This window comes from Brevundimonas sp. ZS04 (assembly GCF_001956865.1).
GTDB lineage: Bacteria > Pseudomonadota > Alphaproteobacteria > Caulobacterales > Caulobacteraceae > Brevundimonas > Brevundimonas diminuta.
In genome coordinates this window covers 139,158-161,706 of record NZ_MTHE01000007.1, presented here as the reverse complement: position 1 = coordinate 161,706, position 22,549 = coordinate 139,158, and the positions used below count along the sequence as shown (strand labels likewise).

The following is a 22,549-nucleotide window of genomic DNA, read 5'->3' as shown; positions in this document are numbered from 1 at the left end:
AGTAATCGACGATCCTCGCCACGCGAGACTAAAGCCTAGGCGGGAGCTCGCTCCCGCCGGGGCCAAGATCGTCGAGTAATATCGACGGGCGGCTTTCGAGCCGCACAGTAAGAGTAGCGTAAGCGTACCGGCCTCAAGCAGCCCGCAAGGGCGGTAGGCCGCAGTAAAGCGTAACAGAGCGGCCCCCGGAGAAATCCGGGGGCCGTTTTGCTTTCAGTGGTTCGGCGCGCCGGTCGCGGGATCGGTTTCCGTGCGGCCGGAGTTGCTGCTGCCCTCGGCGCCCTTGGGCTCCGTAGCTGGGCGAGGCGGACTGCCCTCCTTGTCGGGACGCTGGTTCTCGTTCTCGGTTTCGCGGCTCTTGGGGCGTGGTTTCGTCATATGGACCTCCTGAAGGAGTTCAATGCGGTGTGGGCGGCGAAGCTCCGATCTTTTGTGCAAGGCGCCGAACGCTAACCCGGCCTCAAGGGCTTGGCCGTATGAGCGGGCGTTGGAACGGGACTTGCTGGGAACGTTCCGAAGGGAGCGTCATGTCGGGACCACTATCAGTAGAAATCCGCAACCTCGCCGAGCTGTCGGCCGAGGAGGGCGTCCAATGGAACAGGTGGGCGCGTGCGGACCCGGATCTGAGCAGCCCGTACTTCCGTTGGGAGTTCGCACGGACGGCCGGGCCGATCTGTCCCGGTTCGGCTGTCGCCGTCTTCAAACGGGACGGCCGCGTCGTCGGCTATTATCCGCATCAGCGCCGAGGCGGGACGGTTCAGCCCCTGGCCGCGCCCATGAACGACTATCATGGCGTCATCGGTCCGCGTGACGACAAGCCTTCGATGCAGGAGGCGGCGGCCCTGATCGGCGCGCCGCGCTTCGCCGCCGCCGCCTGGATCGGCGAGGCGCCGCAGACGATGCGGCGCAATCACAGCGTGGTCTCGGTGGTGCCCGAGGAGGGCGGATTCGACGCCTGGTACGCCCGGCGTCGGAAGGCCTTCCCGAAATACTTTAAGGACAAGGAGCGCTCTCGTCGTGGTCTGGACGGTGCGTTCAGAGCGGTCGAGATCGAGATCGGGCTGCATGACCACGCCCTGCTCAAACGCCTGATCATCGAGAAGAGCGAACAGTACCGGCGCACGGGACATCACGACATCTTCGCCTGCGGGTGGACGGAACAGGTGCTTCACGCCCTGATGGACTGTCAGGGCGAGGACGGCTTCGGCGCCTCCATGGCTGTGCTGCGCGTGGACGGGCGGGTTGTCGCCATGGAGTATTCCATGCACGCTGGGCGTCATTTCCACCTGTGGTTCCCGGTCTATGAGCAGGAGGTGGCGCGCTGGTCGCCCGGCATCGTGCTGACGCAGGAGACGATCCGGCTGGGCTCGGAACGCGGCTATCGCATCTTCGATTACGGCGTCGGCGTCGGCGGCAACTACAAGAAGTACTACGACGACGGGGGCCTTGTGACCGCCGAAGGCGTTGTGGCTCGACCAGGCGTCGGCAACGCGATGTGCGCGACGGCCAGCGCGGCCTTGGGCGTGCTCGGTCACGCGCGGGCGGGCCGGCTGCGTCTCAGCACGCGGCGGCGTTGGTCCGTGATCGAGGCGTGTGAGACAAGTCTGGCCGGTCAGGCAGCGGGCGCGCTGCGCGCCGCCGCCGACATGGTCCGGAAACAAAAAGCGGCCGGCTCGGCCGATTGATGAGGAGAGCGGTATGACGGCTTCCATGACGCGCTACGCGGGCCCGATCACCCAGGCCGAGGTCCACCCTCATGCCCTGGTCGCCGACGGATTCGCCGAGGATCAGGCCCTGGCCGAGGTGCTGGACCGCTATCCGGCCGACCTGTTCGACATCAACCTGTATGACTACGACGACGAGGGGCAGGTCAGCCTGCGGACCGGCGCGCGCGGACGCCTGAACGGCGCCGAACTGCTGGAGGCGATCCAGCAGGGCCGTCTGTGGGTCAATATGCGCAAGGTCGAGCAAGGCTGGCCCGAGCTGTGGCGCGCGGCCATGATCGATTTCGAGCGCATTCTGGGCGGTTATGGTCTGAAGGCGGCCAGCGCCAGCGGGCAACTGATCCTGTCGTCGCCCAAGGCGCGCGTGCCCTATCATTTCGACGCCGGCGGGGTGGTGCTGTTCCACATGCGCGGGCGCAAACGCCTGTTCGTCTATCCAGGCGACGAAGCCCATCTGCCGGAACGCAGCATGGAGCAGGTCGTCACCCGTCAAACGACCGAAGAGATTCCCTATCGCCGCGCCTTCGAGGACGACGCCCGCATCGTCGACCTTGAGCCGGGACAGGCGCTGACCTGGCCCTTCTATGCGCCGCATCGGGTCGAGAACCTGGATCGGTTCTGCATCTCCCTGTCGGTGGAGTTCCAGAGCTGGCCGTCGCGCATTCGCAACGGCGCCCTCTACACCAACGCCTTCCTGCGTAGCCGGGGAGGGGAGCCGCGCGCCACGGACCGCATGAGCAAGCCCGAGCTGGCCGCACGGTGGGCCGCGTCGGTGGCGCTGAAGCGCACAGGCCTGATGAAGAGCCGCATCGCCACGTTCGAGCGGGATTTCGAACCTGCTGTCGGCGCGACGGATGGCGCCGCGGCCTTGGCTCCCGATCGTGCAGACGGTTCCGCCGCCTGAGGGGCCTTAGGTTAAAAGGGGTTCATGACCTCGATTTAAACTGACTTTGCGGGGCGCGGCCCTCAGTTTCTCCTGGACACAGAGACAGGGAGACCCGCTGATGAAACCCGCTGCAATCGCCGCCGCCATGGGAAGCGCGTTGGCTGCATCCGCCGTTCTGGCGGCGCCGGCCATGGCTGAGGACGTGACGATCCGCAACGCGGTGGCGCGCGTCATCGTCATCCCGGAAGACCGTTCCGACGTCGGCGTCGAGATCACGCAAGGCTCGGCCGGCCTACCAGCGCTTCGCATCGAACGCCGAGGCGCGCAGGTCCGCATCGACGGCGGTCTGGGGCGTGGGCGCGGCATGAGCTTCAACGGCGGTCAGATCGGCTCCTGCAACAACGGCCCCGCAGATGCGCGCCAGCCGGGCGAAGGCGCGACGGTCGAGGTGCGGGGCAAGGGCCGAATCCGCATGGAGGACGCTCCTCTGATCGTCCTGCGCACGCCGCGCGACGTCGAGGTCAGCGGCGGCGGCGCCATCTTCGGTTCGGTCGGCCGCGGCGCCCGGTCCGTCGAGCTGGGCAATGGAGGCTGCGGTTCCTGGACGGTGGCCAATGTCGACGGCGACGTGGATCTGTCGGTCGGCGGTTCGGGCTCGATCAGGGCCGGCACGTCGCGCAATCTGGAGGCCGCTGTGGGCGGGTCCGGCTCGGTCTTCGCCGGCGCCACGGGCAAGCTGGACGCCAGCGTAGGCGGTTCGGGCAGCATTGATGTGGCGCGCGTGGACGGCGAGACCCGCATCGCCATCGGCGGATCCGGCGACGTGCGGGTGCGTGGCGGCCGCGCCTCGAGCCTGGAGGTCTCGATCGGCGGCTCCGGCGACGTAAACTTCGGCGGAACGGCGGGCGACGTCTCGGCGGCCATCGCCGGATCGGGCGACGTGCGTGTGGCCCAGGCCACGGGCACGGTTTCGCGCTCGATCGTGGGATCAGGGGATCTGCGCATCGGCCGCTGACGCCGACAAGCCCCTGAAGGAGAAGGCCCGGGAGCGTGGAACCCCTCGGGCCTTTTTCGTGCCTGGAGGCATGAGGTGCGGGCAAACAAAAACCCCGGCGGATCGCTCCGCCGGGGTTTCGTTGATCCGTGCGGTCCGAAGACCGCGAAGATCGATTAGTTGCCGAACAGGGCGGCCACGCCGTTGTGCGTGCGGCTTAGGTTGGCGCCGGCTTGGTCGCGGGCTTGCAGACCGCCGCCGAAGCTGTAGCGCATGCCGATCTTGAAGACGTTGGCGTCGACGTCCAGGTCCGAGGACTTGACGTAGTCGTAGCCGCCGAAGACCGAGTACGGGGTGTCGGCGAACTGGTACTCAGCAGCCACGCCGGCCGACCAGGCGTCCACGTCGCCGGCGCCGATGAAGATGTTGTCGGCGTCGACGTTGGTGTAGGCGGCGCCGCCGCTCAGGCGCAGTTGCGGCGTGGCGTAGAAGGCGGCGTCGCCGGCCACGGTCCAGATGTCGGCGTCAGCCGCGGTGCCGTACGAGACGACGCCCGTCAGGGTGGCGCGGTCCAGGTACTTCTGGCCTTCCAGACCGAAGGTGTTCAGCGTGGTGTTGCCGAATTCCGAAGCGCCGTAGAAGCCGCCGAAGCGCATGTCGTCGATCTTCTTCGACAGGTGCACGGCGCCGGCCAGGGTGGTTTCGTCGCCGGCGTGCTTGACGTCGGTGTAGGCGGCTTCAGCGTTGAAGGTGACGGTCCAGTCGCCGAACACCGACGAAGCGACCGTGCCGTCGATGACGCCGCGGTTGACGTCCGTGCCTTCGACGTCGGCGTAGTTGTAGGCGATGCCGACCGAGCCGATGGCGTCTTGAGCGAAGGCGGGAGCGGCGATCAGGGTCGCGGCGGCGACCGAAGCGAGAAAGACGGTTTTCATTTTTTGTCCTTATATACTGCCGCCGGGACAGCTTGGCCGCTCCGGCGATGGGCAACACATAGGTCGCCCTTTTGCCTTTTACCGTTACAAACGTGTCATGAACTCGTCGTCATTGGCTGATGTTGCCCAAAAGAGACGCATTAAGGCATAACTGCGTCAGTATACGGAGCGCATTGCGGCGGCGCCTTTCTGCGGCGTTCATCTGGCCGTTTTCCCGCCTCAGACCCTAACGGTCGGCCCGTGTTATGTTGCATTGCAGCGGGCGAAGAGGGGTGTGGGCGGCGTGAGTCGCAAACCCTGACGGGGCGGGGATTTCCGCGCTTGACGGAAACGGAATCGGAAGGCATAAGCACCCCTCTTGTTGGACCGGCTGTGCACTTTCGGGTGCAGACGCGGTCCGCAGGGACGACCTAAGTTACTGTTCTTTGCAGCTTCTTGGGAACTTACGGCCTTCGCGGGGGACTGCGTGGGCCGCTCGTTTTTGCGGATTTGCGTTTCCTGGGGGCGAGTTATCGCTCTGAGGCTTCGGTCTTTGAAATGGTTCACAGGGACGCGGCTCCGGCCGCATGGGAATAACAACCGATATGGATCAAAGCATCCGCATCAGGCTCAAGGCCTTCGATCATCGCGTCCTCGACTTTTCGACGCGCGAAATCGTCAACACCGCCAAGCGCACGGGCGCGACCGTTCGCGGTCCGATCCCGCTGCCGACCCTGATCGAAAAGTTCACCGTGAACCGCTCGCCGCACGTCGACAAGAAGTCGCGCGAGCAGTTTGAAATCCGCACGCACAAGCGCGTGCTCGACATCGTCGACCCCACCCCGCAGACCGTGGACGCGCTCATGAAGCTCGACCTGTCCGCCGGCGTGGACGTCGAGATCAAGATCTAAGAAAGAAAGAGGCGGGATCCGACATGCGCACGGGCGTGATCGCCAAGAAGCTGGGGATGACCCGCGTGTTCGCCGATGACGGCGCACACGTTCCGGTCACTGTGCTCCAGCTCGACGGCTGCCAAGTCGTCGGCCAACGTACCAAGGAGCGCGACGGCTACGTCGCCCTTCAGCTGGGCGCTGGCGTTAAGAAGGCCAAGAACACGGCCAAGGCTCAACGCGAAGTCTTCGCGAAGGCCGAGGTCGAGCCTAAGGCCTATGTAACCGAGTTCCGCGTGGGTGAAGACGCCCTGCTGGACGTGGGCGCCGAACTGTCGGCCGACCATTTCCTCGCGGGCCAGAAGGTCGACATCCAGGGCCATACCATTGGTAAGGGCTTTGCCGGCGCCATGAAGCGCTGGAACTTCGGTGGTCTGCGCGCCTCGCACGGCGTGTCGATTTCGCACCGTTCGCATGGTTCGACCGGCCAGCGTCAGGATCCGGGCAAGGTCTTCAAGGGCAAGAAGATGGCTGGCCATCTCGGCCAGGAAGTCGTCACGACCCAGAACCTGACCGTCGTCCGCGTCGATGCTGAACGTGGCCTGATCCTGATCAAGGGCGCTGTCCCGGGTCACGACGGTGCCTACGTCAAGATCAGCGACGCCATCAAGAAGGCCCGTCCTGCGGACGCCCCGTTCCCGGGCGCCGTGAAGTCGGCCGCTGCTCAACCCGCTTCGACCCCGGCTGAAGCGCCGGCCGTGGAAGCGACCGAAGGCGGTGAAGCGTAATGAAACTCTCGGTCATCAAACTCGACGGCAAGGCTGCTGGCGACGTTGAGCTGTCGGACGCCGTTTTCGGCATCTCCGACATCCGCGGCGACCTGCTGGCCCGTTACGTCAACTGGCAGCTGGCCAAGCGCCGCGCCGGTACGCACAAGGTTCAAACCCGCAACGAGAACTCTCGTACGGGCAAGAAGATGTACAAGCAGAAGGGCACCGGCGGCGCTCGTCACGGTTCGCGCCGTGCGCCGCAGTTCGTCGGCGGTTCGCGCGCCTTCGGTCCGGTTGTCCGCGACCACGGCTACTCGCTGCCGAAGAAGGTCCGCGCCCTGGCTCTGCGTCACGCCCTGTCGTCCAAGGCCAAGGCCGGCGACCTGGTCGTCGTCGACAGCGTCTCGGTCAAGGAAGCCAAGACGGCCTCGCTGCGCGAGACCTTCGGCAAGCTGGGCTGGACCAAGGCTCTGATCATCGCGGGTCCGGAAGTTGAAACCAACTTCGGCCTGGCCGCGCGCAACATCCCGCACATCGACGTGCTGCCGAACGCCGGCCTGAACGTCTATGACATCCTGCGGGCCGACAAACTGGTGCTGACCAAGGCGGCTGTTGAAGCCATCGAGGCGCGCTTCGCTGAGAAGGAAGCCGCATAATGGCCGCCGCTCAACCCACCGCCAAGCACTACGACACCATCCTGGCTCCGGTGATCACCGAGAAGGCCACGATCCTGTCGGAGCAGAACAAGGTCGTCTTCCGCGTCGCCGGCACGGCGACCAAGGACGAGATCGCTGCTGCGGTCGAAAGCCTGTTCAAAGTCAACGTCCTCAAGGTCAACACCCTGGTTCAAAAGGGCAAGACCAAGCGCTTCCGGGGCATCCTGGGCCGTCGCGTGGACATCAAGAAAGCGATCGTGACGCTGGCCGAAGGCCAGTCGATCGACGTCACGACGGGGCTCTAAGAAGATGGCTCTGAAACATTACAATCCGACGTCGCCGGGCCGCCGCGCCCTGGTGCTGGTCGACCGTTCCGAGCTGCACAAAGGCCGCCCGGAGAAGTCGCTGACCGAAGGCCTGACCAAGTCGGGCGGTCGTGGTCAGGGCGGCCGCATCGCTGTCCGCTTCCGCGGCGGCGGCGCCAAGAAGCTGTACCGCAAGATCGACTTCAAGCGTCGCAAGTTCGACGTGGTCGGCACGGTCGAGCGTCTGGAATACGACCCCAACCGCACCGCCTTCATCGCCCTGGTTGTCTACCCGGACGGCGAGAAGACCTACATCATCGCGCCTCAGCGCCTTCACGCCGGCGACACCATCGTCGCGGGTGAGAAGGTCGACGTGAAGCCGGGCAACGCCATGCCGCTGCGCTCGATCCCCGTCGGCACCATCATCCACAACGTGGAGATGAAGCCGGGCAAGGGCGCTCAGCTGGCCCGTTCGGCCGGCGCCTACGCTCAACTGGTCGGTCGCGACCAGGGCTACGCTCAGATCCGTCTGGGCTCGGGCGAGCTTCGCATGGTTCTGGACGGCTGCATGGCCGTTGTCGGCGCCGTGTCGAACCCCGAGCACATGAACCAGAACCTGGGCAAGGCGGGCCGCAAGCGTCACATGGGCTGGCGTCCGCACGTCCGCGGCGTCGCCATGAACCCGATCGACCACCCGCATGGTGGTGGTGAAGGCCGGACCTCTGGTGGTCGCACCCCGGTTACGCCGTGGGGCAAGGACACCAAGGGCACCCGTACCCGCAAGAACAAGGCCACGGATAAGTTCATCATCCGTAGCCGTCACGTGAAGAAGGCTCGCTAAGAATGGCCCGCTCCTCCTGGAAAGGCCCGTTTGTCGACGGGTATCTGCTCAAGAAGGCCGACGCCGCTCAATCGTCGGGCCGCAAGGACGTGATCAAGACGTGGTCGCGCCGCTCCACCATCCTGCCGCAGTTCGTCGGTCTGACGTTCGGCGTCCACAACGGCCAGAAGCATGTGCCGGTGTCGGTCTCCGAAGAAATGGTCGGCATGAAGTTCGGCGAGTTCGCCCCGACCCGGAACTTCCCGGGCCACGCGGCGGACAAGAAGGCCAAGAGGAAGTAATCCATGGCCCAGACCAAGAACCCCCGTCGCGTTGAAGCGACCGAGGCCCGCGCCAAGCTGGTCAACGTCCGCATCAGCCCGCAGAAGCTGAACCTGGTGGCCGCGTCGATCCGCGGTCTGCCGGTCCAGAAGGCGCTGAACGAGCTGGAATTCAGCCACAAGCGCATCGCTGGCGATGTCCGCAAGGTTCTGTACTCGGCGATCTCGAACGCCGAGAACAACCACAACCTCGACATCGACAACCTGGTTGTCGCCGAGGCCTTCGTGGGCAAGAACCTGGTGATGAAGCGTTTCGCGAGCCGCGCTCGCGGTCGCTCCTCGCGCATCCTGAAACCCTTTAGCGAGATCACGATCGTGGTCCGTGAAGCCGGCGAGGCTGCCTGATGGGACAGAAAATCAATCCGATCGGTCTGCGCCTCGGCGTGAACCGCACGTGGGACAGCCGCTGGTTCGCCGGCGGCGCTGACTACGCCAAATTGCTCCACCAGGATCTGAAGCTGCGCACGTGGCTGAAGGAACGCCTGTCGGCCGCCGGCGTGTCGCGCATCATCATCGAGCGCCCCCACAAGAAGTGCCGCGTGACGATCTACGCCGCCCGTCCGGGCGTCGTGATCGGCAAGAAGGGCGCTGACATCGAGAAGCTCCGCAAGGACATCTCGGCCCGCACCGAAGGCGAAGTTCACCTGAACATCGTCGAAGTCCGCAAGCCGGAGACCGACGCTCAGCTGATCGCCGAGAACATCGCTCAGCAGCTGGAACGCCGTATCGCGTTCCGCCGCGCCATGAAGCGTTCGATGCAGTCGGCCATGCGCCTGGGCGCCAAGGGCGTCCGCATCAACGTCTCGGGCCGTCTGGGCGGCGCCGAAATCGCTCGTATGGAATGGTACCGCGAAGGTCGCGTGCCGCTTCACACGCTGCGCGCCGACATCGACTACGGCTTCTATGAAGCCAAGACGACCTACGGCATCATCGGCGTGAAGGTCTGGGTGTTTAAGGGTGAAGTGCTCGAGCACGACCCGATGGCCCAGGACAAGCGTTGGGCCCAGGAAGCCTCGGGTCCGTCGTCCAACGAAGGCCGTGAGCGCGGCCCCCGCGGTGATCGCGGTCCGCGCCGTGGTCGTGAGGGCTGATAGGCCATGTTGCAACCGAAAAAGACCAAGTACCGCAAGGCCTTCAAAGGCCGCATCCACGGCTCGTCCAAGGGTGGTTTCTCGCTGAACTTCGGCTCCTACGGTCTGAAGGCCGTCGAGCCGGAGCGCATCACGGCGCGTCAGATCGAAGCGGCTCGCCGCGCGATCACCCGTCAGATGAAGCGTCAGGGCCGCGTCTGGATCCGCATCTTCCCGGACGTGCCGGTTTCCGGCAAGCCGGCTGAAGTGCGGATGGGTAAGGGCAAGGGCGCGGTGGACCACTGGGCCGCTCGCGTGGCCCCGGGCCGCATCATGTTCGAAATCGACGGCGTGCCGGACGACGTGGCTCGTGAAGCGCTGCGCCTCGGCGCCGCCAAGCTGCCGATCCGCACCAAGGTGGTCACTCGCCTGGACGCCGGCATCGTTACGGAGCAAGCCGCCTAATGACCAAGATCGCCGATCTCCGGTCGCAAACCGTCGACCAACTGTCCGACGAGCTGCTGAAGCTCAAGAAGGAACAGTTCAACCTGCGCTTCCAGGCCGCCACCGGCCAGATGGAAAAGACCCACCGGGTCTCGGAAGTGCGCAAGGACATCGCTCGCATCTCGACGCTTCTGCGCGAGAAGCGTGCGGCCTCGTAAGGAAACACCGATGCCCAAACGCATTCTTGAAGGCGTGGTCGTCTCCGACAAGGGCGACAAGACCGTCGTCGTGAAGGTCGAGCGCACCCTGCTGCACCCGCTGCTCCGCAAGACGGTCCGCAAGTCCAAGAACTACCACGCCCACGATGAAGCTAACGCTCTCAAAGTCGGCGATATCGCGCGCATCATCGAATGCGCCCCCAAGTCCAAGCTGAAGCGCTGGGAAATCATTTCCCCGTCTTCGGCTTCGTAAGAAGAAGGATCGGATCCCATGATCCAGATGCAAACTAACCTGGAGGTCGCCGATAACTCGGGCGCCCGCCGGGTCATGTGCATCAAGGTGTTGGGCGGCTCCAAGCGCCGCTACGCCTCGATCGGCGACACCATCGTCGCCTCGGTGAAGGAAGCGATTCCGCGCGGCCGCGTGAAGAAGGGCGACGTCGTTCGCGCCATCGTCGTGCGCACCGCCAAGGACATCCAGCGCAAGGACGGCTCTGTCATCCGTTTCGACAAGTCGGCCGCCGTCATCGTCAACAAGCAGAACGAGCCTGTCGGCACCCGTATCTTCGGCCCGGTTCCGCGCGAGCTGCGCGCCAAGAACCACATGAAGATCATCTCGCTGGCTCCGGAGGTTCTGTAACCATGGCCGCCAAGATCAAGAAGGGCGACAACGTCGTCGTCCTGACCGGCAAGGACAAGGGCCGCACCGGCAAGGTGATGCAGGTTCTGCCGACGGAAAACCGCGTCGTCGTGCAAGGCGTCAACATGGTTCAGCGCCACACGCGCCCGACCCAGGCTGACCCGCAAGGCGGCATCAAGCACAAGGAAGCCTCGCTTCACCTGTCGAACGTCGCGATCGTCGACGCCAACGGCAAGGCGACCCGCGTGGGCTTCAAGGTCGAAGGGGACAAGAAGGTCCGCTTCGCCAAGTCGACGGGAGACGTCATCTGATGGCCGACACCAAGTACACGCCGCGTCTCAAGACCGACTATCAGGACCGCATCCGCGGCGTCCTGAAGGAAAAGTTCGGCTACACCAACGAGATGCAGATCCCCAAGCTGGACAAGATCGTCCTGAACATGGGTATCGGTGAAGCTGTCGCCGACTCCAAGAAGGCCAACGCGGCCCTCAAGGATCTGACCGCCATCGCCGGTCAGAAGGCTGTGCCGACCAAGGCTCGTAACTCCATCGCCGGCTTCAAGCTGCGCGAAGGTATGGTCATCGGCGGCAAGGTCACGCTGCGCGGCGCCCAGATGTACGAGTTCCTGGACCGCTTCATCACGATCGCCCTGCCGCGCGTGAAGGACTTCCGGGGCCTGAAGGGCACTTCGTTCGACGGTCGCGGCAACTACGCCACGGGTCTGAAGGAGCACATCGTGTTCCCGGAGATCAACTACGACCAGATCGACCAGATGTGGGGCATGGACATCATTGTCTGCACCACGGCCAAGACCGATGAGGAAGCCAAGGCTCTCCTCACCGAGTTCAAGTTCCCGTTCGTGAACTGATCGGGAAGGGAAGAGAACAATGGCTAAGAAAAGCGCCGTAAACCGCAACGAAGCCGTCAAGGCCCTGGTTGCGAAGTATGCCGCGAAGCGGGAAGCCCTGAAGGCCACCGCCAACGACGAGAGCCTGCCGCTGGAGGAGCGCTTCGACGCGCGCCTGAAGCTGGCAGCCCTGCCGCGTAACTCCGCGCCGACCCGCATTCGCAACCGTTGCGAAGTCACGGGCCGTCCGCGGGCTTACTACCGCAAGCTCAAGATGAGCCGTGTCGCCCTGCGTGAGCTGGGCAACATGGGTCAGATCCCCGGCCTGACGAAGTCGAGCTGGTAAGGGGAGCGAACAGACATGATGATCAACGATCCCCTGAGCGACATGATCGCTCGCATCAAGAACGCGGCCACCCGCAAGCGTTCGTCGGTGCTCACCCCGGCTTCCCGTCTACGTCAGCGCGTCCTCGACGTGCTGCAGGACGAAGGCTACATTCGCGGCTACTCGCTGGTTCAAAACCCCGGTGAGTTTCCGCAGTTCGAGATCGAGCTGAAGTATTTCGACGGCCAGCCGGTGATCGCCGAGATCGCCCGCGTGTCGAAGCCCGGCCGTCGCGTCTATTCGGCCATCGGCGATCTTAAGCCGGTCAAGAACGGCCTCGGCATCTCGATCCTTTCGACTTCGAAGGGCGTCATGTCCGACGCCGCCGCTCGCGACGCCAACGTCGGCGGCGAAGTCCTCTGCAGGGTCTACTGATATGTCTCGTATCGGCAAGAAAACCATCGCTGTGCCGAAGGGCGTGACCGTCACGCTCAACGGTCAGGACATCACCGTGAAGGGTCCGAAGGGCGAACGCTCCTGGACCGTCGCCGAAGAGATCGAAGTCAAGCAGGAAGGCGACGAACTGTCGCTGACCCCGCGTTCGGACACCCAGCGCGCTCGCGCCATGTGGGGTCTGTCGCGCACCCTGGTCGCCAACATGGTGACCGGCGTGACCGACGGCTTCGAGAAGACCCTGGAACTGGTCGGCGTCGGTTACCGCGCCGCCCTGAAGGGCAAGGATCTCTCGCTGCAGCTCGGCTTCTCGCACGACGTGGACATCGTTCCGCCGGAAGGCATCACCTTCGCCGTGCCGAAGCAGACCGAGATCAAGATCTCGGGCAACGACAAGCAGGCTGTGGGCGAAATCGCCGCCGTCATCCGCAAGATGCGTCCGCCGGAACCCTATAAGGGCAAGGGCGTGCGCTACCAGGGCGAGTTCGTCCGGCGCAAGGAAGGCAAGAAGAAGTAAGTCATGGCTCTCTCTCTTCAACAACAAGCCAAGCGCCGCGCCGAGCGCACCCGTCGTCGCCTCAAGGCGGTGGCCAATGGTCGTCTGCGTCTGTCGGTCTTCCGTTCGGACAAGAACATCTCGGCTCAGATCATCGACGATGCCCAGGGCATCACGGTGGCTTCCGCCTCGTCGCTGGAAGGCGGCAAGGGTTCCAAGGGTTCGGACGTCGCAGCCGCCGCCAAGATTGGCAAGCTGATCGCCGAGCGCGCCATCGAGAAGGGCGTCACGGACGTCGTCTTCGACCGTGGCGGCTACATCTATCACGGCCGGGTCAAGGCGCTGGCGGAAGCCGCGCGCGAAGCCGGTCTGAACTTCTAAGGGAACGGCAAGCATGGCTCGTGAACCCCAACGCGGCGGCGGCGATCGCAACCGTCGCGACAACCGCAACGCTCCCGTTGAAGGTCCGGATTCGGACATCATCGAGAAGCTGGTGCACATCAACCGCGTCGCCGCCACCGTCAAAGGCGGCCGCCGGTTCTCGTTCGCGGCCCTGATGGTCGTCGGCGACGGCAAAGGCCGCGTCGGCTTCGGTCACGGCAAGGCGCGCGAAGTGCCGGAAGCCATCCGTAAGGCGACCGAAGAAGCCAAGAAGACCATGATCAAGGTTCCGCTGCGCGAGAACCGCACCCTGCACCACGACGGCTCGGGCCGTTGGGGCGCCGGCAAGATCATGATGCGCGCTGCCCCTCCGGGCACGGGCGTCATCGCGGGCGGTCCGATGCGTGCGGTCCTCGAAACCCTCGGCGTCCAGGACGTCGTGGGCAAGTCGACCGGCTCGTCGAACCCCTACAACATGATCCGCGCCACCTTCGAAGCTCTGAAGGTTCAGTCGTCGCCGCGCCAGATCGCCTCCAAGCGGGGCAAGAAGGTGTCCGACCTGATGGGCCGCCGCAATGACGGCGCCTCGGCGCCGGAAGCCGTGGAGGGCTGATAGATGGCCAAGACCGAAAACAAGACTGTGACCGTCCGTCAGACGGCGAGCCCGATCCGCCGCAAGTCGGATCAGCGCGCCACCCTGGTGGGCCTGGGTCTCAACCAGATCGGCCGTGAGTCGACCCTGGAAGACACCCCCTCCGTCCGTGGGATGATCGCCAAGGTCGCCCACATGGTGGAAGTGGTCGAGAAGTAAAACGGTTCGCCCTCTCCCGTTCGCGGGGGAGGGCGTTTCGCTTTATGAAGGAAGCATCTTGCGATGCTGACGCGGGTCGCTTAATCAGCGGCCCTTCAATTTATCCAACGCCGAGTCAGGACCGCCTGGCGGACCTGGCGCTAGAACCCGAAAGGATCAGGCAATGAAGCTGAACGAAATCCGTGACAACGAAGGCGCCGCCAAGAAGCGCATGCGCGTCGGCCGCGGCCCGGGCTCGGGCAAGGGCAAGACCGCCGGTCGCGGCGTCAAGGGTCAGAAGTCGCGTTCGGGCGTCGCCATCGGCGGCTTCGAAGGCGGCCAGATGCCGCTGTACATGCGTATGCCGAAGCGCGGCTTCAACGTGCCGAACGCGCCGAAGCTGGCTGAAGTCAACCTGTGGCGCCTGCAAGAGGCCGTCGACGCCGGCAAGCTGGACGCCAAGGCCGAGATCAACGGCGCGGCCCTGGTCGCCGCCGGCGTGATCCGTCGCGTCAAGGACGGCGTGCGCGTCCTGGGCGAAGGCGAACTGAAGGCCAAGCTGAACCTGGTCGTGTGGTCGGCCTCGTCGGGCGCCGTCAAGGCGATCGAAGCCGCCGGCGGCTCGGTCACCCAGCAGCGCATCGAAGCCGAAGCCAAGGCTGCGGCTCGCCTCGAAAAGCGCAACGCCGCTCGCGGCAAGGCGCCGGAACCCAAGGCTCCGAAGGGCGACGCCAACAAGATCTCGGCTCGCGCCAAGCGCACCGCCGCCAAGGCCTAAAATCCGATATCGTCATCCCGTCGGGTGCGCGGCTTTCGCGCCTCCGCCGGGATCGTCCGGACCGGGATGACGATTTTCCGAAAGCGGCCCTCGCAAGAGCGCCGCTTTCCGCCTATCTGACGACGGGCATAGTCGTGGGGACCGCCTGATGGCTTCGGCCGCTGAACAACTTGCTGCCAATATGAACATGGGCTCGTTCGCGAAAGCGACCGAGCTGCACAAGCGCCTGCTGTTCACGCTGGGCGCGCTGCTGGTCTACCGGATCGGCACCTATGTTCCGATCCCTGGGATCAACGGCGAGGCCTTCCTGGCCTTCTTCCAGAACCCGGATGGCCAACGCGGCATCCTGGACATGTTCAACATGTTCTCGGGCGGCGCCGTCGAGCGCATGGCCGTGTTCGCGCTGAACGTCATGCCCTACATCTCGGCGTCGATCATCGTCCAGCTGATGGGCGCTGTGTATCCGCCGTGGGAGAAGCTGAAGAAGGAAGGCGGCGAGTCGGGCCGCAAGCAGCTGAACCAGTACACCCGCTATCTGACGGTGTTCCTGGCCCTGGCCCAGTCCTTCGGCATCGCGGTGGGCCTGAACGCCCAGCCGGGCCTGATCGACCAGCCGGGTCTGTTCTTCATCATTTCGACGGTCACCGTCCTGACCGGCGGCACCATGTTCCTGATGTGGCTGGGCGAGCAGGTGACGGCGCGCGGCGTCGGCAACGGCATCTCCCTGATCATCTTCGCGGGCATCGTGGCGGTTCTGCCGTCGACGGTGGCGCGGATGCTGGGCCTAGCCCAGCAGGGGCAGATGTCGGCCTTCACCCTGCTGTTCATCGCCATCATGGCGGTGGCGGTCATCGTCTTCATCGTCTTCATGGAACGCGCCCAGCGCCGCCTTCTGATCCAGTATCCGAAGCGCCAGGAAGGCAACCGCATGACGGGCGGCGAGCGCAGCTTCCTGCCGCTGAAGGTCAACACCGCGGGCGTGATCCCGGCCATCTTCGCCTCGTCGCTGCTGATGCTGCCGACGACGGTGGCCCAGTTCACGGCCAATGCGAACCTGCCGGACTGGATGAGCTGGCTGCCCCTGGTGACGGCTCAGCTGACGCACGGCCAGCCGGTGTTCATGATCCTGTACGCCGTCCTGATCGTCTTCTTCTGCTTCTTCTACACCTCGATCACCTTCAACCCCGAGGACACGGCCGAGAACCTGCGCAAGTACGGCGGCTTCCTGCCGGGCATCCGTCCGGGCAAGCGTACGGCCGAGTATCTGGACTATGTCCTGACGCGCCTGACGGTGATCGGCGCCGCCTACATCACCGCCGTCTGTCTTCTGCCGGAGTTCCTGGTCAGCAGCCTGGGCAACAGCCTGTACTTTGGCGGAACGTCTATCTTGATCGTGGTCTCGGTGACGATGGACACTGTCGCCCAGATCCAGTCGCACCTGCTGGCGCACCAGTACGAAGGGCTGATCAAGAAGGCCAAGTTGCGCGGCCGTGGCCGGGGCGGTTCCGCTCCTGTCCGTCGCTGATCGGGTAGGGGAGCCCGGAATATAAAATGAACCTGATCCTGTTCGGGCCGCCTGCGGCCGGCAAGGGCACCCAGGCCAAGCGGCTGGTCGAAGAGCGGGGCATGGTCCAGCTTTCGACCGGCGACATGCTGCGCGCGGCGATCGCTTCCGGCTCGGAGCTGGGGTTGAAGGTCAAGGACGTGCTGGCGCGCGGCGACCTCGTCACCGACGAGATCGTCATCGCCCTGATCGAAGCCCGTCTGCCGGAGGCCGAGGCCGCCGGCGGCGCCATCTTCGACGGCTTCCCCCGCACGGTGGCTCAGGCTGAAGCCCTGGACGCCATGCTGGCCAAGCGCGGCGCCCAGATCGACAGCGTCATCCGCCTGAAGGTTGACGACGCCGCCCTGACCGACCGTATCGGCAAGCGTTTCGCCGAGCAGGGCCGGGCGGACGACAACCCCGAGACCTTCAAGGACCGCCTGGCCGTGTACAACCGCCAGACCGCGCCGTTGCTTCCCTACTATACAGACCAGGGCAAGCTGACCGAGGTCGACGGCATGGGCGACATCGCCTCCGTGGCCGCCGCTATCGACGCGGCGCTGGACGCCTGAGCGGACACGCGGTCTGATCCCCTCGACTTCTGAAGCGTTAGCGTTCGGAAGCCTGCGTGGGAGAGACGGTTGCGGCCGAAACGAATGAAGCAATGGCGCTGGGGCGCGGCGGGGCTTGTGGCCCTTCTGCACCTCGGCGCCTTTGTGCTTTTGGGCGTAGGGCGGCCCGAGGCTCCTTTCATTGCGCTGCCGCCGCCCATTATTGTCGACTTGGTTCGGCCGGAGCCGATCTCACCTCCGCCGCCCCCGCCGCCTCCAGAACCTGCATCGTCTCAAGGGGGCGGCGCTCCAGCCGCGCCGTCGGTCGTGCGTCCGGCGCGTCCTCGTCCTGAACCGCCCAAGCCGGAAGTCACCCCGCCGCCACGTCCTGCCCCGGAGCAGCCGCTGGTGATCGGCGTTGCGCCTGAACCTGGCCCGACGCCTGGTCAGGGGCAGGGCGGGCAGGGGACCGGCAGCGGGGGCGGCAGCGGCTCGGGCGTCGGCCCTGGCGTGGGAGACGGCCCGCCGCGCATCATTCGCGGCCCCACGGTGGGCGAGCTGCGCACGCTGCATCCGCGCGAGGCCTTCCGCCAGCGGCGAGGCGGCCAGGCGACGCTGGCCTGCCGGGTTCGCCTCGACACCACGCTCAGTGATTGCCGCCTGGTCGACGAATCGCCGCCGGGGATGGGATTCGGTCAGGCGGCCCTTGCGGCCTCGCGTTATTTCCGCTTTCGTCCTGCGACGCAGAACGGAGCGCCGATTGATGGTCGAGAGGTCCGGGTGGGGGTCGAATGGCCCTGAGCCAGCCTGCTCACGGCGCTTGCCCGTTGACGCATCGGGAATCCCCTGTATAAGGGCGGCCTTCCGCGAAGGGCGTACACGCTCCTGGTCTGTTGACCGGAGCGGTTTCTGCGTCTGATTAACGCGTACTTGGAGAATTTCGTGGCCCGTATCGCAGGCGTCAACATTCCGACCAACAAGCGCGTTGAAATCGCGCTTCAGTACATCCACGGCATTGGCGCGCACAACGCCAAGGAAATCACGGCCAAGATCGGCATCGAGCCGGCTCGCCGCGTGAACCAGCTGACCGACGCGGAGATCCTGCAGATCCGCGAAACCATCGACCGCGACTACACCGTCGAAGGCGACCTGCGCCGCGAGACGTCGATGAACATCAAGCGTCTGATGGACCTGGCCTGCTATCGCGGCCTGCGTCACCGTAAGGGCCTGCCGGTCCGCGGCCAGCGCACCCACACCAACGCTCGCACCCGCAAGGGGCCGGCCAAGCCGATCGCCGGCAAGAAGAAGTAAGAGAGAGGCCTGACCGATGGCTAAGGAACCGGGTCGCGTTAAGCGCCGCGAACGCAAGAACATCACCTCGGGCGTGGCCCATGTGAACGCTTCGTTCAACAACACCATGGTGACCATCACCGACGCTCAAGGGAACGCGATTTCCTGGTCGTCGGCCGGCCACATGGGCTTCAAGGGCTCGCGCAAGTCGACGCCGTACGCCGCTCAGATGGCTGCGGAAGACGCTGGCAAGAAGGCCGCTGAGCACGGCGTCAAGACGCTGGAAGTGAACGTCTCGGGTCCGGGTTCGGGCCGCGAGTCGGCCCTGCGCGCCCTGCAGGCCGTCGGCATGACGATCACGACCATCCGCGACGTGACGCCGATGCCGCACAACGGCTGCCGTCCGCCGAAGCGCCGTCGCGTCTAAGGTTCACGCCGCCTACCCCTTCTCCCGGCGGCTCCTGTTGTTCTGAACGTGAGAACACGGAGCCGTCGAAACCCGTTCGAGGGACTTTATGATCGAAAGAAACTGGCAAGAGCTGATCCGTCCCGAGAAACCGCAAGTCGAGGGCGGGTCTGACCCGCAGCACAAGGCGCGTCTGATCGCCGAGCCTCTCGAGCGCGGTTTCGGTGTGACGCTCGGCAACGCGCTTCGTCGCGTTCTGCTGTCTTCGCTTCAAGGCGCGGCGGTCACGGCCATTCAGATCGACGGCGTTGTTCACGAGTTCTCGTCGCTGGAAGGCGTTCGCGAGGACGTGGTCGACATCGTTCTGAACATCAAGCAACTGGCCCTGCGCATGCACGCGGAAGGCCCGAAGCGGATGACGCTGCGCGCCACGGGCCCCGGCCCGGTGACTGCGGCTCAGATCGACCTGCCGGCCGACATCGAGGTGCTGAACCAGGATCACGTGATCTGCACCCTGGACGACGGCGCCTCGGTCCGCATGGAACTGACGGTCCAGAACGGCAAGGGCTACGTCGCCGCCGAACTGAACCGCCCGGAAGACGCCCCGATCGGTCTGATCGCCGTCGACGCCCTGTATTCGCCGGTGAAGCGCGTCGCCTATCGCGTCGAGCCGACCCGTCAGGGCCAGTCGCTGGACTACGACAAGCTGATCCTGGAAGTCGAAACCAACGGTGCCGTCTCGCCGGTTGACGCTGTGGCTTACGCTGCGCGCATCCTGCAAGACCAGCTGCAGATCTTCATCACCTTCGATGAGCCGACCAAGGCTGTCGAGCAGTCGGACGGCAAGCCCGAACTGCCCTTCAACCCGTCGCTGCTGAAGAAGGTGGACGAGCTGGAGCTGTCGGTCCGTTCGGCCAACTGCCTGAAGAACGACAACATCGTCTACATCGGCGACCTGATCCAGAAGACCGAGGGCGAAATGCTTCGCACCCCGAACTTCGGCCGCAAGTCGCTGAACGAAATCAAGGAAGTTCTGGCGTCCATGGGCCTGAGCCTCGGCATGGACGTGCCGAACTGGCCGCCGGAAAACATCGAAGATCTGGCCAAGAAGTTCGACGACCAGATCTGATCATCAACCCTCCGCCCAGGTCCGTTGGATCGGTTGGGGCGGTTAGAATGAGAGGCCCCAGGTCTCGTCCGGCAAATAGGGACGGGAAACCAGGGTTGAGTAGGAGAGACCCCGATGCGCCACGGCGCCGCCTATCGTAAGCTCGGCCGCACGGTCAGCCACCGCCAGGCCATGTTCGCCAACATGGCCGCCTCGCTGATCAAGCACGAGCAGATCACGACCACCCTGCCGAAGGCGAAGGAACTGCGTCCCTTCGTCGAGAAGCTGGTCACCCTCGCCAAGAAGGGCGACCTGCACGCTCGTCGTCAGGCCATCAGCGCCGTTCGCGACGTGCCGCAAGTCGGCAAGCTGTTCGACACGCTGGCGCCGCGTTACGCCGAGCGTAACGGCGGCTACATCCGCATCATGAAGGCGGGATTCCGTCACGGCGACAACGCCGCGATGGCCGTGATCGAGTTCGTCGATCGCGACGTGGCCGCCAAGGGCCAGGACTCCGGTCCGGTCTTCGCCATCGAGGGCGACGACGAAGCCTGATCGGACCTTTCGGTCTGACCAAGATTGAAGGGCGGCTGGAGCGATCAAGCCGCCCTTTGTCTTGCGCGACGTTCGGCAGCGGCGCCATACAACGGCGCATGAGTGAGCCAGTGTTCCGTATCGTTGAGTTTTCGCCCGCCTATGCCGAGGCCTGGCGCACCCTGAACGAGGCCTGGCTGGCCGAGGGCGGCTTCGCCATCGAGGCGAAGGACCGCAAGGTGCTGGACGACCCGCAGGGGCAGATCCTGACGCAGGGCGGCCGCATCTACTTCATCGAGCGGGCGGGCGAGGCTGTGGGCTGCTGCGCCCTGATGGCCATGGACGACGGCGGCTTCGAGGTCGCCAAAATGACGATTGCGCCTGTCGCGCGCGGGCAGGGTCTGTCGCGGCGCCTGCTGGAAGCGTGCGAGGCGGCGGCGCGTGAGGTGAACGCGACGCGCCTTTATCTGGAGACCAGCTCGACGCTGGGTCCGGCGCTGGCCCTCTATGACAGCTTCGGCTTTGTGCGCCTGCCGCCGCGCGAGACGCCCTATGTCCGCGCCGATGTCTTCATGGAGAAGACGCTGAGCTGATCTGACCCTATTCCTTCGACAGATCCTGCCGCTGGAACCACCACAGGGCCTGGCAGAAGGGCGCGAAGCTCCACAGCGCCAGTCCTGTGAGGGCGCGCCAGGCGGCGCCTGCTGGGACCAGCGCGGCCTCCATCCCGCCCTGGATGAGAACCTTCAGCAGCTCATAGCCCTCGCCGGGAAACAGCAGCATGGTCGCCCAGTCGCCCATCTGCCAGCCGAACAGAGGGCTCATCTTGGCCAAGAAGAACTGACCGACGCCGATGACCAGAGGCACGAACAGCGCCGCCAGCAGGGAGCGCGTCACCGTGGCCGCCAGCAGGCTGAGCAACAGGAACTGCACTGCCCGCACATAGGACAGCAGGGCCAGCAGGCCGAAGCTCTGCGCCTCGTCTCCGCCGAAACCGAAGGCGAAGCTGCGCCCGAAGATCAGCCCCTTGGCGACATCGGCGCCCATGCTGGCGACCAGCAGAAGCGCCAGCCCGGCGAGGGTCAGCAGTTTGACGGCGCCCGCCTTGCCCATAATCAGGTTGGGGCGGCTGTTGCGCGCGGTGATCAGGCGCCAGGTCTCCCAGCGATAGTCGCCCGCGAAAACGGTGGCGGCGCCGATCAGCAGGAAGGCCAGCACGGCTGGATGGGCCAAGGCGCCGGCCGCATCGACCAGCGACTGACCCAGGTCGACGGCGCGGGCGTTCAGCTTCAACTCGGGCGGCAGGGTTTGAAGCGCTCCGTCCATCTTGGACTGGAGGAACAGAAAGCCCCCGATCGCCAGCACGAGCGAGATCACGGGCACGAAGACGATGCTCCAGAACATGGCCGTGCGGTTCTGCAACAGGCGCCAGGTTTCGGAACGGATGGCGTCGGCCAGCATCATGCGCGGCCTCCTGCAGGCGAAGAGGTTTCGGTCATGAAGACGCTTTCCAGATCGGCGCCGACCCAGCGGGCCTCGTCGATGTCGACGCCCTGTTCGATCAGGGCGCGCAACAGGGCAGGGGCCTCGGCGCGCGGCACGGCGGCCAAGACGGCGTCGTCCTGAACGCTGCCGCGCTCGCCCAGAACGGCCATGACCTTGGCCAGGGGCGTGGCCGACAGGCGCAGGCGCTCGCCCGAGGCGGTCAGGTCGCTGACCTTGCCCTCGGCCGCCAGCTTGCCCCGATTGAGGATGGCGACGCGGTCGCAGACGCGCTGGACCTCAAGCAACTGGTGGCTGGCCAGGATGATGGTCACGCCGTCGTCGTCGGCCAGGCTGCGGATCAGGGCGCGCATCTCCTGGATGCCGGGCGGGTCCATGCCGCTGGTCGGTTCATCCAGGATGACCAGATCGGGCCGGGTCATCAGGGCGGCGGCGACGCCCAGCCTTTGCATCATGCCGACCGAGAAGCCGCGCACCTTGCGGTCCGCCGCCTCGGTCAGGCCGACGCGCGCCAGCCATCGGTCGGTCTCGGCCTCGGCGCCCATCCCATGCGCCAGCGCCAGCCAGCGCAACGCCTGACGCGCGGTCAGATAGGGCGGATAGCGCGGCGTCTCGATCATCGAGCCCATGCGTCGGGTGACGGCCGGATCACCGGTGTGCTGGCCCATGACCCGCACCTCGCCCGCGGTGGGCCGGATCAGGCCCAGCAGGATGCGGAACAGGGTCGACTTGCCTGCGCCGTTCGGCCCCAGCACGCCATAGATCCCGCCGCGCGGTATGCTGAGACTGAGGCCGTCCAGGGCGCGCACCGCGCCATAGGTCTTGGTCAGGCCGTTCGTTTCGATAACGCTGGTCATGAATCGCAGCGTGGC

General features: G+C 65.4%; 35 protein-coding genes and 1 pseudogene. 32 read left to right on the top strand and 4 right to left on the bottom strand.

Going from position 1 to position 22,549, the window contains the following annotated elements; genetic code table 11:
- Nucleotides 1-213: 213 nt before the first annotated feature.
- Nucleotides 214-378, bottom strand: a complete 165-nt coding sequence (locus BJP32_RS17520) for a hypothetical protein (protein WP_198935284.1) — start codon at nucleotides 376-378, stop codon at nucleotides 214-216.
- A gap of 149 nt (nucleotides 379-527) precedes the next feature.
- Between BJP32_RS17520 and BJP32_RS11175 the strand changes: the two genes are divergently transcribed.
- From BJP32_RS11175 to BJP32_RS11165, 3 genes are all read left to right on the top strand, one after another.
- Complete coding sequence (locus BJP32_RS11175; protein ID WP_046653764.1) at nucleotides 528-1,685, top strand: GNAT family N-acetyltransferase; 1,158 nt, start codon at nucleotides 528-530, stop codon at nucleotides 1,683-1,685.
- Between the two features lie 13 nt (nucleotides 1,686-1,698).
- Nucleotides 1,699-2,628, top strand: a complete 930-nt coding sequence (locus tag BJP32_RS11170; protein ID WP_046653763.1) for a cupin-like domain-containing protein — start codon at nucleotides 1,699-1,701, stop codon at nucleotides 2,626-2,628.
- 100 nt (nucleotides 2,629-2,728) lie between these two features.
- Nucleotides 2,729-3,625, top strand: coding sequence for a GIN domain-containing protein (locus BJP32_RS11165; protein WP_046653761.1), 897 nt, complete (start codon nucleotides 2,729-2,731; stop codon nucleotides 3,623-3,625).
- 155 nt (nucleotides 3,626-3,780) lie between these two features.
- Here the strand turns inward: BJP32_RS11165 and BJP32_RS11160 are convergent, their stop codons facing one another.
- Nucleotides 3,781-4,539, bottom strand: a complete 759-nt coding sequence (locus BJP32_RS11160; protein ID WP_076224067.1) for an outer membrane protein — start codon at nucleotides 4,537-4,539, stop codon at nucleotides 3,781-3,783.
- A gap of 584 nt (nucleotides 4,540-5,123) precedes the next feature.
- Between BJP32_RS11160 and rpsJ the strand changes: the two genes are divergently transcribed.
- The 29 genes and pseudogenes from rpsJ to BJP32_RS11015 all read left to right on the top strand — a co-directional run bounded on the left by rpsJ (nucleotide 5,124) and on the right by BJP32_RS11015 (nucleotide 20,767).
- A complete protein-coding gene (gene rpsJ / locus BJP32_RS11155) occupies nucleotides 5,124-5,429 on the top strand; it encodes a 30S ribosomal protein S10 (RefSeq protein ID WP_003164367.1) in 306 nt (101 codons plus the stop codon).
- Between the two features lie 23 nt (nucleotides 5,430-5,452).
- Nucleotides 5,453-6,196: a 50S ribosomal protein L3 gene (gene rplC / locus BJP32_RS11150; RefSeq protein WP_003164368.1), complete on the top strand. Its 744-nt coding sequence runs from the start codon at nucleotides 5,453-5,455 to the stop codon at nucleotides 6,194-6,196.
- On the top strand, nucleotides 6,196-6,834 hold the full coding sequence (gene rplD / locus BJP32_RS11145; protein WP_003164369.1) for a 50S ribosomal protein L4: 639 nt from the start codon (nucleotides 6,196-6,198) through the stop codon (nucleotides 6,832-6,834). Before rplC ends, rplD begins: the two co-directional genes overlap by 1 nt.
- Complete coding sequence (locus BJP32_RS11140) at nucleotides 6,834-7,139, top strand: 50S ribosomal protein L23 (RefSeq protein WP_003164370.1); 306 nt, start codon at nucleotides 6,834-6,836, stop codon at nucleotides 7,137-7,139. Before rplD ends, BJP32_RS11140 begins: the two co-directional genes overlap by 1 nt.
- Before the next feature lie 4 nt (nucleotides 7,140-7,143).
- Nucleotides 7,144-7,980 (top strand): 50S ribosomal protein L2, encoded by an 837-nt coding sequence (gene rplB / locus BJP32_RS11135; protein ID WP_003164371.1) that lies wholly within the window; start codon nucleotides 7,144-7,146, stop codon nucleotides 7,978-7,980.
- 2 nt (nucleotides 7,981-7,982) lie between these two features.
- Nucleotides 7,983-8,261: a 30S ribosomal protein S19 gene (rpsS, locus tag BJP32_RS11130; RefSeq protein ID WP_003164372.1), complete on the top strand. Its 279-nt coding sequence runs from the start codon at nucleotides 7,983-7,985 to the stop codon at nucleotides 8,259-8,261.
- A gap of 3 nt (nucleotides 8,262-8,264) precedes the next feature.
- Nucleotides 8,265-8,645 carry a 50S ribosomal protein L22 gene (rplV, locus tag BJP32_RS11125; RefSeq protein ID WP_003164373.1) on the top strand — a complete coding sequence of 127 codons (381 nt, stop codon included), beginning with the start codon at nucleotides 8,265-8,267 and terminating at the stop codon, nucleotides 8,643-8,645.
- Nucleotides 8,645-9,391, top strand: a complete 747-nt coding sequence (gene rpsC, locus BJP32_RS11120) for a 30S ribosomal protein S3 (RefSeq protein ID WP_003164374.1) — start codon at nucleotides 8,645-8,647, stop codon at nucleotides 9,389-9,391. Before rplV ends, rpsC begins: the two co-directional genes overlap by 1 nt.
- A gap of 6 nt (nucleotides 9,392-9,397) precedes the next feature.
- Nucleotides 9,398-9,835 carry a 50S ribosomal protein L16 gene (gene rplP, locus BJP32_RS11115; protein ID WP_003164375.1) on the top strand — a complete coding sequence of 146 codons (438 nt, stop codon included), beginning with the start codon at nucleotides 9,398-9,400 and terminating at the stop codon, nucleotides 9,833-9,835.
- Complete coding sequence (rpmC, locus tag BJP32_RS11110) at nucleotides 9,835-10,032, top strand: 50S ribosomal protein L29 (protein ID WP_003164376.1); 198 nt, start codon at nucleotides 9,835-9,837, stop codon at nucleotides 10,030-10,032. The genes rplP and rpmC overlap by 1 nt, the downstream gene beginning before the upstream one ends.
- A gap of 10 nt (nucleotides 10,033-10,042) precedes the next feature.
- The gene (gene rpsQ, locus BJP32_RS11105; RefSeq protein WP_003164377.1) at nucleotides 10,043-10,285 is read left to right on the top strand and encodes a 30S ribosomal protein S17; all 243 of its coding nucleotides are present in this window, start codon (nucleotides 10,043-10,045) and stop codon (nucleotides 10,283-10,285) included.
- 18 nt (nucleotides 10,286-10,303) lie between these two features.
- Nucleotides 10,304-10,672, top strand: a complete 369-nt coding sequence (gene rplN, locus BJP32_RS11100; protein WP_003164378.1) for a 50S ribosomal protein L14 — start codon at nucleotides 10,304-10,306, stop codon at nucleotides 10,670-10,672.
- 2 nt (nucleotides 10,673-10,674) lie between these two features.
- Nucleotides 10,675-10,983, top strand: a complete 309-nt coding sequence (rplX, locus tag BJP32_RS11095) for a 50S ribosomal protein L24 (protein WP_003164379.1) — start codon at nucleotides 10,675-10,677, stop codon at nucleotides 10,981-10,983.
- Nucleotides 10,983-11,540, top strand: coding sequence for a 50S ribosomal protein L5 (rplE, locus tag BJP32_RS11090; protein ID WP_003164380.1), 558 nt, complete (start codon nucleotides 10,983-10,985; stop codon nucleotides 11,538-11,540). The genes rplX and rplE overlap by 1 nt, the downstream gene beginning before the upstream one ends.
- Before the next feature lie 19 nt (nucleotides 11,541-11,559).
- Nucleotides 11,560-11,865, top strand: coding sequence for a 30S ribosomal protein S14 (rpsN, locus tag BJP32_RS11085; protein ID WP_003164381.1), 306 nt, complete (start codon nucleotides 11,560-11,562; stop codon nucleotides 11,863-11,865).
- A 15-nt stretch (nucleotides 11,866-11,880) separates the two neighbouring features.
- The gene (gene rpsH / locus BJP32_RS11080; RefSeq protein WP_003170021.1) at nucleotides 11,881-12,279 is read left to right on the top strand and encodes a 30S ribosomal protein S8; all 399 of its coding nucleotides are present in this window, start codon (nucleotides 11,881-11,883) and stop codon (nucleotides 12,277-12,279) included.
- Nucleotide 12,280: 1 nt separating this feature from the next.
- Nucleotides 12,281-12,814, top strand: coding sequence for a 50S ribosomal protein L6 (rplF, locus tag BJP32_RS11075; RefSeq protein ID WP_040345018.1), 534 nt, complete (start codon nucleotides 12,281-12,283; stop codon nucleotides 12,812-12,814).
- Between the two features lie 3 nt (nucleotides 12,815-12,817).
- On the top strand, nucleotides 12,818-13,174 hold the full coding sequence (gene rplR / locus BJP32_RS11070; RefSeq protein WP_003164382.1) for a 50S ribosomal protein L18: 357 nt from the start codon (nucleotides 12,818-12,820) through the stop codon (nucleotides 13,172-13,174).
- Between the two features lie 13 nt (nucleotides 13,175-13,187).
- On the top strand, nucleotides 13,188-13,787 hold the full coding sequence (gene rpsE, locus BJP32_RS11065; protein ID WP_003164383.1) for a 30S ribosomal protein S5: 600 nt from the start codon (nucleotides 13,188-13,190) through the stop codon (nucleotides 13,785-13,787).
- A 3-nt stretch (nucleotides 13,788-13,790) separates the two neighbouring features.
- Complete coding sequence (rpmD, locus tag BJP32_RS11060; protein WP_003164384.1) at nucleotides 13,791-13,985, top strand: 50S ribosomal protein L30; 195 nt, start codon at nucleotides 13,791-13,793, stop codon at nucleotides 13,983-13,985.
- Between the two features lie 163 nt (nucleotides 13,986-14,148).
- A pseudogene (rplO, locus tag BJP32_RS11055) lies at nucleotides 14,149-14,604 on the top strand (50S ribosomal protein L15); the annotation flags it as partial.
- Nucleotides 14,605-14,890: 286 nt separating this feature from the next.
- A complete protein-coding gene (gene secY, locus BJP32_RS11050; protein WP_003164387.1) occupies nucleotides 14,891-16,267 on the top strand; it encodes a preprotein translocase subunit SecY in 1,377 nt (458 codons plus the stop codon).
- 26 nt (nucleotides 16,268-16,293) lie between these two features.
- Nucleotides 16,294-16,857, top strand: a complete 564-nt coding sequence (locus BJP32_RS11045; RefSeq protein ID WP_003164388.1) for an adenylate kinase — start codon at nucleotides 16,294-16,296, stop codon at nucleotides 16,855-16,857.
- A gap of 387 nt (nucleotides 16,858-17,244) precedes the next feature.
- Nucleotides 17,245-17,637, top strand: coding sequence for a TonB family protein (locus BJP32_RS17515; protein WP_052748071.1), 393 nt, complete (start codon nucleotides 17,245-17,247; stop codon nucleotides 17,635-17,637).
- Nucleotides 17,638-17,778: 141 nt separating this feature from the next.
- Nucleotides 17,779-18,147 carry a 30S ribosomal protein S13 gene (gene rpsM / locus BJP32_RS11035; protein WP_003164389.1) on the top strand — a complete coding sequence of 123 codons (369 nt, stop codon included), beginning with the start codon at nucleotides 17,779-17,781 and terminating at the stop codon, nucleotides 18,145-18,147.
- Between the two features lie 16 nt (nucleotides 18,148-18,163).
- Nucleotides 18,164-18,553 (top strand): 30S ribosomal protein S11, encoded by a 390-nt coding sequence (gene rpsK, locus BJP32_RS11030; protein WP_003164390.1) that lies wholly within the window; start codon nucleotides 18,164-18,166, stop codon nucleotides 18,551-18,553.
- 88 nt (nucleotides 18,554-18,641) lie between these two features.
- The gene (locus BJP32_RS11025; RefSeq protein WP_076224062.1) at nucleotides 18,642-19,661 is read left to right on the top strand and encodes a DNA-directed RNA polymerase subunit alpha; all 1,020 of its coding nucleotides are present in this window, start codon (nucleotides 18,642-18,644) and stop codon (nucleotides 19,659-19,661) included.
- Nucleotides 19,662-19,775: 114 nt separating this feature from the next.
- Entirely contained in the window at nucleotides 19,776-20,195 is a 420-nt protein-coding gene (rplQ, locus tag BJP32_RS11020) for a 50S ribosomal protein L17 (protein WP_003164392.1), read from the top strand.
- Nucleotides 20,196-20,305: 110 nt separating this feature from the next.
- On the top strand, nucleotides 20,306-20,767 hold the full coding sequence (locus BJP32_RS11015) for a GNAT family N-acetyltransferase (protein WP_233126813.1): 462 nt from the start codon (nucleotides 20,306-20,308) through the stop codon (nucleotides 20,765-20,767).
- Between the two features lie 7 nt (nucleotides 20,768-20,774).
- On the opposite strand, the gene BJP32_RS11010 is transcribed toward BJP32_RS11015, so the two are convergent.
- Both BJP32_RS11010 and BJP32_RS11005 read right to left on the bottom strand, forming a co-directional pair.
- Nucleotides 20,775-21,638, bottom strand: a complete 864-nt coding sequence (locus BJP32_RS11010; RefSeq protein WP_076224058.1) for a hypothetical protein — start codon at nucleotides 21,636-21,638, stop codon at nucleotides 20,775-20,777.
- Nucleotides 21,635-22,534, bottom strand: a complete 900-nt coding sequence (locus BJP32_RS11005) for an ABC transporter ATP-binding protein (protein ID WP_076224081.1) — start codon at nucleotides 22,532-22,534, stop codon at nucleotides 21,635-21,637. The genes BJP32_RS11010 and BJP32_RS11005 overlap by 4 nt, the downstream gene beginning before the upstream one ends.
- Between the last annotated feature and the right edge of the window lie 15 nt (nucleotides 22,535-22,549).

Excerpts from the sequence above, each read along its gene's own strand:
- BJP32_RS17520 (WP_198935284.1), bottom strand. The coding sequence starts at position 378 with ATGACGAAACCACGCCCCAAGAGCCGCGAAACCGAGAACGAGAACCAG.
- BJP32_RS11175 (WP_046653764.1), top strand. The coding sequence starts at position 528 with ATGTCGGGACCACTATCAGTAGAAATCCGCAACCTCGCCGAGCTGTCG.
- BJP32_RS11170 (WP_046653763.1), top strand. The coding sequence starts at position 1,699 with ATGACGGCTTCCATGACGCGCTACGCGGGCCCGATCACCCAGGCCGAG.
- BJP32_RS11165 (WP_046653761.1), top strand. The coding sequence starts at position 2,729 with ATGAAACCCGCTGCAATCGCCGCCGCCATGGGAAGCGCGTTGGCTGCA.
- BJP32_RS11160 (WP_076224067.1), bottom strand. The coding sequence starts at position 4,539 with ATGAAAACCGTCTTTCTCGCTTCGGTCGCCGCCGCGACCCTGATCGCC.
- rpsJ (WP_003164367.1), top strand. The coding sequence starts at position 5,124 with ATGGATCAAAGCATCCGCATCAGGCTCAAGGCCTTCGATCATCGCGTC.
- rplC (WP_003164368.1), top strand. The coding sequence starts at position 5,453 with ATGCGCACGGGCGTGATCGCCAAGAAGCTGGGGATGACCCGCGTGTTC.
- rplD (WP_003164369.1), top strand. The coding sequence starts at position 6,196 with ATGAAACTCTCGGTCATCAAACTCGACGGCAAGGCTGCTGGCGACGTT.
- BJP32_RS11140 (WP_003164370.1), top strand. The coding sequence starts at position 6,834 with ATGGCCGCCGCTCAACCCACCGCCAAGCACTACGACACCATCCTGGCT.
- rplB (WP_003164371.1), top strand. The coding sequence starts at position 7,144 with ATGGCTCTGAAACATTACAATCCGACGTCGCCGGGCCGCCGCGCCCTG.
- rpsS (WP_003164372.1), top strand. The coding sequence starts at position 7,983 with ATGGCCCGCTCCTCCTGGAAAGGCCCGTTTGTCGACGGGTATCTGCTC.
- rplV (WP_003164373.1), top strand. The coding sequence starts at position 8,265 with ATGGCCCAGACCAAGAACCCCCGTCGCGTTGAAGCGACCGAGGCCCGC.
- rpsC (WP_003164374.1), top strand. The coding sequence starts at position 8,645 with ATGGGACAGAAAATCAATCCGATCGGTCTGCGCCTCGGCGTGAACCGC.
- rplP (WP_003164375.1), top strand. The coding sequence starts at position 9,398 with ATGTTGCAACCGAAAAAGACCAAGTACCGCAAGGCCTTCAAAGGCCGC.
- rpmC (WP_003164376.1), top strand. The coding sequence starts at position 9,835 with ATGACCAAGATCGCCGATCTCCGGTCGCAAACCGTCGACCAACTGTCC.
- rpsQ (WP_003164377.1), top strand. The coding sequence starts at position 10,043 with ATGCCCAAACGCATTCTTGAAGGCGTGGTCGTCTCCGACAAGGGCGAC.
- rplN (WP_003164378.1), top strand. The coding sequence starts at position 10,304 with ATGATCCAGATGCAAACTAACCTGGAGGTCGCCGATAACTCGGGCGCC.
- rplX (WP_003164379.1), top strand. The coding sequence starts at position 10,675 with ATGGCCGCCAAGATCAAGAAGGGCGACAACGTCGTCGTCCTGACCGGC.
- rplE (WP_003164380.1), top strand. The coding sequence starts at position 10,983 with ATGGCCGACACCAAGTACACGCCGCGTCTCAAGACCGACTATCAGGAC.
- rpsN (WP_003164381.1), top strand. The coding sequence starts at position 11,560 with ATGGCTAAGAAAAGCGCCGTAAACCGCAACGAAGCCGTCAAGGCCCTG.
- rpsH (WP_003170021.1), top strand. The coding sequence starts at position 11,881 with ATGATGATCAACGATCCCCTGAGCGACATGATCGCTCGCATCAAGAAC.
- rplF (WP_040345018.1), top strand. The coding sequence starts at position 12,281 with ATGTCTCGTATCGGCAAGAAAACCATCGCTGTGCCGAAGGGCGTGACC.
- rplR (WP_003164382.1), top strand. The coding sequence starts at position 12,818 with ATGGCTCTCTCTCTTCAACAACAAGCCAAGCGCCGCGCCGAGCGCACC.
- rpsE (WP_003164383.1), top strand. The coding sequence starts at position 13,188 with ATGGCTCGTGAACCCCAACGCGGCGGCGGCGATCGCAACCGTCGCGAC.
- rpmD (WP_003164384.1), top strand. The coding sequence starts at position 13,791 with ATGGCCAAGACCGAAAACAAGACTGTGACCGTCCGTCAGACGGCGAGC.
- secY (WP_003164387.1), top strand. The coding sequence starts at position 14,891 with ATGGCTTCGGCCGCTGAACAACTTGCTGCCAATATGAACATGGGCTCG.
- BJP32_RS11045 (WP_003164388.1), top strand. The coding sequence starts at position 16,294 with ATGAACCTGATCCTGTTCGGGCCGCCTGCGGCCGGCAAGGGCACCCAG.
- rpsK (WP_003164390.1), top strand. The coding sequence starts at position 18,164 with ATGGCTAAGGAACCGGGTCGCGTTAAGCGCCGCGAACGCAAGAACATC.
- BJP32_RS11025 (WP_076224062.1), top strand. The coding sequence starts at position 18,642 with ATGATCGAAAGAAACTGGCAAGAGCTGATCCGTCCCGAGAAACCGCAA.
- rplQ (WP_003164392.1), top strand. The coding sequence starts at position 19,776 with ATGCGCCACGGCGCCGCCTATCGTAAGCTCGGCCGCACGGTCAGCCAC.
- BJP32_RS11010 (WP_076224058.1), bottom strand. The coding sequence starts at position 21,638 with ATGATGCTGGCCGACGCCATCCGTTCCGAAACCTGGCGCCTGTTGCAG.
- BJP32_RS11005 (WP_076224081.1), bottom strand. The coding sequence starts at position 22,534 with ATGACCAGCGTTATCGAAACGAACGGCCTGACCAAGACCTATGGCGCG.